Annotated in this window: 7 protein-coding genes; 2 read left to right on the forward strand and 5 right to left on the reverse strand. The window is 31.8% G+C overall.

Annotated elements, in window-relative coordinates; genetic code table 11:
* Positions 1 to 107 precede the first annotated feature (107 nt).
* Together dnaX and B0A57_RS03345 are read left to right on the forward strand one after the other, a co-directional pair.
* Positions 108 to 1,193, forward strand: a complete 1,086-nt coding sequence (gene dnaX / locus B0A57_RS03340) for a DNA polymerase III subunit gamma/tau (protein WP_011963113.1) — start codon at positions 108 to 110, stop codon at positions 1,191 to 1,193.
* 152 nt (positions 1,194 to 1,345) lie between these two features.
* The gene (locus B0A57_RS03345; RefSeq protein WP_227029091.1) at positions 1,346 to 1,873 is read left to right on the forward strand and encodes a DNA polymerase III subunit gamma/tau; all 528 of its coding nucleotides are present in this window, start codon (positions 1,346 to 1,348) and stop codon (positions 1,871 to 1,873) included.
* Positions 1,874 to 1,885: 12 nt separating this feature from the next.
* Here the strand turns inward: B0A57_RS03345 and B0A57_RS03350 are convergent, their stop codons facing one another.
* From B0A57_RS03350 to B0A57_RS12040, 5 genes are all read right to left on the reverse strand, one after another.
* The gene (locus tag B0A57_RS03350; RefSeq protein WP_034098213.1) at positions 1,886 to 2,098 is read right to left on the reverse strand and encodes a hypothetical protein; all 213 of its coding nucleotides are present in this window, start codon (positions 2,096 to 2,098) and stop codon (positions 1,886 to 1,888) included.
* The gene (locus B0A57_RS03355) at positions 2,085 to 2,975 is read right to left on the reverse strand and encodes a Ppx/GppA phosphatase family protein (protein ID WP_011963116.1); all 891 of its coding nucleotides are present in this window, start codon (positions 2,973 to 2,975) and stop codon (positions 2,085 to 2,087) included. Before B0A57_RS03355 ends, B0A57_RS03350 begins: the two co-directional genes overlap by 14 nt.
* Before the next feature lie 60 nt (positions 2,976 to 3,035).
* A complete protein-coding gene (ppk1, locus tag B0A57_RS03360) occupies positions 3,036 to 5,141 on the reverse strand; it encodes a polyphosphate kinase 1 (protein ID WP_011963117.1) in 2,106 nt (701 codons plus the stop codon).
* Positions 5,142 to 5,661: 520 nt separating this feature from the next.
* Positions 5,662 to 6,189, reverse strand: a complete 528-nt coding sequence (locus tag B0A57_RS03365) for a hypothetical protein (protein WP_052079125.1) — start codon at positions 6,187 to 6,189, stop codon at positions 5,662 to 5,664.
* Positions 6,190 to 6,285: 96 nt separating this feature from the next.
* Positions 6,286 to 6,423 (reverse strand): hypothetical protein, encoded by a 138-nt coding sequence (locus B0A57_RS12040; protein WP_162180618.1) that lies wholly within the window; start codon positions 6,421 to 6,423, stop codon positions 6,286 to 6,288.
* Positions 6,424 to 6,873: the final 450 nt, after the last annotated feature.

Raw genomic sequence — 6,873 nt, forward strand, 5'->3', positions numbered from 1 at the left:
CAGTATTTTTAAAGATAAATAAATTAACCAAAACATTTTAAAACTTTTCACTTTTCACTTTTGCATTTTCACTTATTACCATTATATTTGCTTTCGAATATTTTTTTATGGAACAATTTGTAGTATCGGCTCGTAAATATCGTCCGCAAACGTTTAAAGACGTGGTGGGGCAACAAGCCATTACCAATACGTTACTAAATGCGATAGAAACAAATCATTTGGCATCAGCCCTATTATTTACTGGACCTCGTGGCGTAGGAAAAACAACTTGTGCCAGAATTTTAGCCAGAAAAATAAACCAACCAGGTTACGACGACCCGAACGAAGATTTTGCTTTCAATGTTTTCGAACTCGATGCGGCTTCAAACAATTCGGTCGATGATATTCGTAATCTAATCGATCAAGTTCGTATCCCCCCACAAACGGGACAATATAAAGTTTATATTATCGATGAGGTTCACATGTTATCATCTGCAGCATTTAATGCTTTTTTGAAAACATTAGAAGAACCACCAAAACATGCCATTTTTATTTTGGCAACGACCGAAAAACATAAAATTATTCCAACGATATTATCTCGTTGTCAGATATTCGATTTCAAAAGAATTACTGTAAAAGATGCCAAGGAACATCTCGCCGAAGTAGCTACCAATCAAGGTGTCATTTTCGAAGACGATGCTTTGCATATTATTGCCCAAAAAGCAGATGGTGCCATGCGCGATGCTTTGTCTATTTTTGATAGAGTTGTGTCTTTTTGTGGAAAAAACCTAACACGACAAGCAGTTACCGAAAACTTGAATGTGCTAGATTATGAAACCTATATTAATGTAACGAATTTAATTTTAGAAAATAAAATTCCAGAATTACTATTGGCTTACAACGATATTTTGGCAAAAGGTTTCGATGGGCATCATTTTGTAGCTGGATTGGCTTCGCATTTTAGAGATTTGTTGGTTAGCAAAACCCCTGCAACTATCACTTTACTAGAAGTTGGCGAGCAAGCTCAAAAAATGTATTATGTACAATCTCAAAAAGCTTCACAAGATTTTCTGTTACAAGGAATCGATTTGGCTAATGATTGTGATTTAAAATTTAAGCTTTCTCAAAATCAGCGATTACTGGTAGAACTTTGTTTGATGCAACTAGCCTCTATCACTTTTGATGGAGAAAAAAAAAAGCTAAACAATATATAATTCCCACAACTTATTATAGGAATTCAGGCTTCTCGATAGTCGAAATTCAAAAAGTAAATCTTGATAGTGAAGACAAAAGTCAGAAATCAGATATTGAAGTTATAAATACAATCGATCTTGTTACGCCCAAGAATCCTGAGGTTTTGCCAGGAGTGGTAAATAGTGTTAACATTTTAACCCCTAAATCTGAAATCGCTAATCAGCAATCTACAATCTTAGGCCCCAAAGTTTCGGCTTTGTCTATGAAGAGTATTCAGGCCAAGCGGGCATTAGAAGCACAATTGAAACCTAAAGAAAAACACCACGACGAGTTACCAACTGAGCCATTTACAGAAACTCAAATGCTAGAACAGTGGGTAAAATATGCCAATAGATTAGGAAACAAAGGATATAAAATTCTAGAATCCTTATTATTACTAGACGACCCAAAACTAGCAGGTACTACCATCATTCATGAGCTACCTAATGAAAGCTCTAAAATAGATTTTGATGGCGAAAAACATGATTTATTAGGGTATCTTAGAGGAAAATTACACAATCATAACATTACAATCGAGATAAAAATAAACGAAACTATCGAAACAAAAAAGGCCTTTACAATTCAGGAGAAATATGATCGATTGAAAGAAATAAATCCTGCTCTAGAATTGCTTAGAAAGGCTTTTGATTTAGATTTGTAACCCGCAAAAAAGCTATTTTTCTTTCTTTAAAATCAAACCGAATAAAATTATAAAAATTCCTGAAATCATTAAAAAAATAGATAGCAATGCGTTTTTATCATAAGTAACTAACATTTCTTGGGACGCATCTTGAGATGGAATTCCTGCAAAAAAGGTATCAAATATAATTCCAAAAATTAAGCATAAAATCCCAATTGCAATGATTGTTTTTTTAAACTTTTCCATAATACATTGCTTTTACGATACCATCAGACAATCCAATTTTTGGCACATAAATTTTATTAGCCCCACTCCATTTCATAGCTTTTAGATAAATACTTAATGCGGGTATAATTACATCGGCACGATCTGTATTTAGTCCCATTTCGGCAATGCGCTGTTCGTAAGTTAGTGAATTTAAATATTGGTATTGTGTATTCAAATACATATAAGACAGGGGTTTTTCTTGTAGTTTTCCTGATAGTTTAAAAATCTTGTTTATATTTCCGCCAGAACCAATAAGTGTAATGTCATCATATCTTTCGGTGTTGGTTTTTATCCATTTTTCTATTTCTTCCCAAACTATATCGTTTACCATATTATTTAGCAAACGAACTGTGCCGTTTTTGAATGATTTTGACACTACCATTTTTCCGTCAGAAAATAAAGAAAACTCTGTGCTTCCACCCCCAACATCTACATAAAGATAGGTTTGTTCTGTTTTTATGAATTGATGCAAATCTGAAGTTGCAATAATGGCTGCTTCTTTTTTTCCATCGATTATTTCAATTTTTACTTCTGCTTTTTTCTTTATGATTTCTACGACTTCCTTTCCGTTATATGCCTCACGCATAGCAGATGTAGCACATGCCATATATTGTTCTACTTTATATACTTTCATTAATAATTTGAAAGCTTTCATCGCATCTACCATGCGGTCTATATTTTCTTCGGTAATTTCTCCAACGGTAAATGCGTCTTGTCCCAAACGAATAGGTACACGAATTAAAGCACTTTTATTAAACTGGGTTTCTTTGCCTTGTTGCTCCACAATATTAGTAATCAAAAGACGCATGGCGTTTGATCCTATATCGATGGCTGCATATTTTTTTATTGAAATCATTTCCTTTTCTGATTTGGTTATTTCCTAATTAGGTTAATCGTTTTGTTGTTTTTTATTCGATTAAATAACTACTTCAATTTTATTGCGATAGTAATTATACGTTTCTAATTGGGCTCTAAAGATTGGGCTATCGCCACGCATACGGTATTTATTATCCAATTTTTCCGAATGATAACGAACTTTTACATTTCCTTTCCAACCGATATCGAAGGTATCTATTAGCTCTTTTTTGATGCTTTGGTCATAAATAGGACAAGTAATTTCAACCCTACTGTCTAGATTTCTGGTCATAAAATCGGCAGAAGAGATATAAACTTCGGGTTCGTTATTATTACAAAAAATATATACACGAGAATGTTCTAAATAATTATCTACTATAGAAATGGCTTCAATATTTTCGCTCATTCCTTTCACTCCTGGTATCAAAGAGCAAATTCCTCGTATTATTAATCTTATTTTTACTCCTGCTCTACTGGCTTCGTATAGTTTATCTATCATTTTATTGTCTGATAAACTATTCATTTTGAGTTTTAAAAATGCTGGTTTTCCTGAATTTGCATTTAAAATTTCTCTATCTATTAGTCTATTAAAACGAATTCGGGTGTAATGTGGTGATACAATTAAGTGCTTGTATCTGTACACTCGATAATTTATTAAAAAAAACTCGAAAACTTTAGATACATCCTTCAAAATTTGCTGATGGGCTGTAAATAAGGTTACATCTGTATAGACTTTGGCCGTAGATTCGTTAAAATTTCCTGTCGAAATTATGCCATAACGTTTTAGTTTTCCATCATCGGAAATGCGTTCTACTAGGCAAACTTTACTGTGTACTTTTAGTCCTTTTACTCCAAAGATAAGTTCGATGCCTTCGGTTTGCATTTGCTCTGCGTAGGATATATTACTGGCTTCATCAAAACGGGCTTGCAATTCGATTTGAACGGTTACTTTTTTTCCGTTTTTGGCTGCATTTATAAGAGAGCTTACAATTTGAGAATTTTTTGCCAAACGGTATAATGTTATTTTTATGGCTGATACTTTTGGATCTAAAGCGGCTTCTCGTAGAAACTTAATAATGTATGAAAATGACTGATATGGTGCATTTACCAAATAATCTTTTTGCTCTATTTTTTTTAGCATGCTGCCTTCTAGACTTAATCCTTCAACTGGAAGTGGCAAATTTGTTTTGTACAACAAATCATATCGTCCTAGATTAGGAAAATCCATGTAATCTCTGCGATTATGATATCTTCCGCCAGGAATTATGCTTTCTTTCGAATTTATTTCCATATTACGAAGAAAGAATTTTAGGGTATCTTTTTCAATGGTTTGGTCGTATATAAAACGTACAGGCTCGCCTATTCTCCTGTCTTTTACACTCGAAGAAATTTTTTCGATAAAACTTTTATTCAAATCACTATCAAGCTCTAATTGCGCATCACGTGTAATTTTTATCATGTGAGCCGAGATGCTTTCGTAATCGAAAATATTAAATATATTATGCAAATTATAACGAATTAAATCGTCTAAAAGGATGATATGCTGTTTTTCATTTTGAGAAGGCAAAACTACGAAACGATTAATAGTTTTTGGAATTTCGATAACTGCGTATCTAATTTCTTTTTTAATTTTAATTTTCTCTAAAATAGATGAATTTTGCTTTGGTTTCATTACTAATTTAATCGCTAAATAACCTGAGGTGTCTTTAAGCAATGGAAATTCTGCTAAATCATTTAAGATAATTGTAACTAATGCTGGACTTACTTTTTGAATAAAAAAATCTTTTACAAAACTTTCTTGTGCTTTAGAAATTTCTGTTTCGTTAATAATATAAACGTTTTTATTTTCGAGCTCTTTTTCTATATTGCTTAAAATTCGTAAACTTTCTGATTGTTGATGAATTACGATTTTTGTAATTTCTTTTAGTAATTTTTGAGAAGTAATACCACCCAGAATTTTTTCGGCAGTTTCGCCAGCCAAACTCAATCTGCGAATTGCGGCGTAGCGAACTCTAAAAAATTCATCTAAATTATTTGAGAAAATCCCTAAAAATCGCATTCTATCTAATAGCGGCACTTTTTCGTCTGCTGCTTCTTGTAGTACTCTAAAATTAAAAGCTAACCAGCTTTTCTCTTTGTCTATATATTTGTTTTCGGTAATTATCATTAATCTATTTCTTTAGGAAAAATAGTTTCTAATCGTTTTTCCTTCTATTATATGCTTTCAGTTTTATTATTTAAGATACTAAAATTTAATTTTTTAACTTGTAAAATAAACCTATACTTAATTACAAATGTAGGTATAAATTTTATTTTTTTAGATGTTATTAGTTCTTTAAATTCATATTTCAGCTATAAATTTGGCGTTAGTTTTATAATTCAAGCTCCCATAATAAAGCTCCTTCTGTTAAATGATTTACAATGCACGAAATTTCTCTTGTGCCATCTTCTTTTATTCCTAAAATTGTAAAACAACCTTATTTTATTACAGATTTTTCTCTAGTTGGCATCAATATAGACTACTAAATAATGAGATTCTAATTCACGATTTAGCCACAAATGAAACGAATGTCTTTAATTGTAGAAAAAAGTGTTGTAGTTTTCTTCAATCTCTTTTACTTCATCTTCATTCAATTCGGAAAATTCTTTTTCAAGAGCTCTTTTTGACAGTTTACCATTATTTTGTTCTAAAAACCGAATGAGCATCGCCACTGTGTTGTCTCTATGGCTCTACCCCATCTAACGACACGATTGTTTGTTGGATTTTCCCCTTCTATGGTAAAAGAAGATTTAGAATCTTTTAACAATAAAAAAGCCGATGCTCGTTGCAATACGTCTTTATGAACAGCGTTTAAATAACTATTCTTTTTACTTGAAAGATTTTCGGAGATATAATCATTAAATTTTTGGGTTTTGAATATTAATGGACAAAAACCAACAGTTCCTGGTAAATTATTTTTTATACGATGTCTGCTGGAGTTGCTTGATATTGGCGATGCAAATTGTATCTCCTCATCAACCAGTGGAATATAGTTTTTAATTGTTAGGTCTGGAATAGGAAGTTGTTCCTGCATTAACCATTCGTACAAAAACCATATTTTCCGGCTGTATTGTCCTGTGGCTTCTGTTTGCACAAGGTTTGTTATTGCTTCTTTTGAAGTAACTTGAAATAGTTTTTTAAAAAACAGCAGGTTTATCCCTTCGTATTTTAGCACAAAAACGAGGTGTTTGTATAGCGTGTCTTTAAAGGCATTTCGTGAAGAAAAAACTTTCCAATTATCATCTTCGTAACTCCGTCTTTTTTTTACTGATTAGGGACAACTTATTAGGGAATCGTATTTGCATTGCAGTGCTTCTATAACAGCACCATATCCCACTAAAATGGCTTTTTCGGGCGCTATTTTCCCGTGAAAAACATTGATTTCTTGTGAAAAAGTGGTAGTATCCATTGCTTCTACTATAAAGTAGTTTAATTAAAGATAATGGAAAAATAGGTTTTAGTTTGCAAAAACAGATGTAAATTAGTATTATTTTGGAAAAATGGGTAAAAAGTATCTATGATTGATGAGAAGCATGTGTTTTATTTACAAAAAGGTGTTTTGACGGCGATTATCACCGTTGTAATAGATTTTTTTAAATACTGTGTTCGCTTATTTTTAATATTCATGAAAAAGTGAACATGAATTTGGGGTTAATTAAAGAAACCTCGTTTAATAAACTTAAAATTGCATAATAAATCAATCAGGTTTATTATGATAAAAGAGGTTTATCGTTATGGTGTTCAAGATGCTAAATAATGCTATTTTTACTTACACACTTTATGGGATACTACCATAAATTGGTATTATCTAAATTATACTTTCTTTATATAATCATATAATACCATTTATAAATATAAA

The organism is Flavobacterium psychrophilum DSM 3660 = ATCC 49418, from assembly GCF_002217405.1.
GTDB classification, from domain to species: Bacteria; Bacteroidota; Bacteroidia; order Flavobacteriales; family Flavobacteriaceae; genus Flavobacterium; species Flavobacterium psychrophilum.

Excerpts from the sequence above, each read along its gene's own strand:
- dnaX (WP_011963113.1), top strand. The coding sequence starts at position 108 with ATGGAACAATTTGTAGTATCGGCTCGTAAATATCGTCCGCAAACGTTT.
- B0A57_RS03350 (WP_034098213.1), bottom strand. The coding sequence starts at position 2,098 with ATGGAAAAGTTTAAAAAAACAATCATTGCAATTGGGATTTTATGCTTA.
- B0A57_RS03355 (WP_011963116.1), bottom strand. The coding sequence starts at position 2,975 with ATGATTTCAATAAAAAAATATGCAGCCATCGATATAGGATCAAACGCC.
- ppk1 (WP_011963117.1), bottom strand. The coding sequence starts at position 5,141 with ATGATAATTACCGAAAACAAATATATAGACAAAGAGAAAAGCTGGTTA.
- B0A57_RS12040 (WP_162180618.1), bottom strand. The coding sequence starts at position 6,423 with ATGGATACTACCACTTTTTCACAAGAAATCAATGTTTTTCACGGGAAA.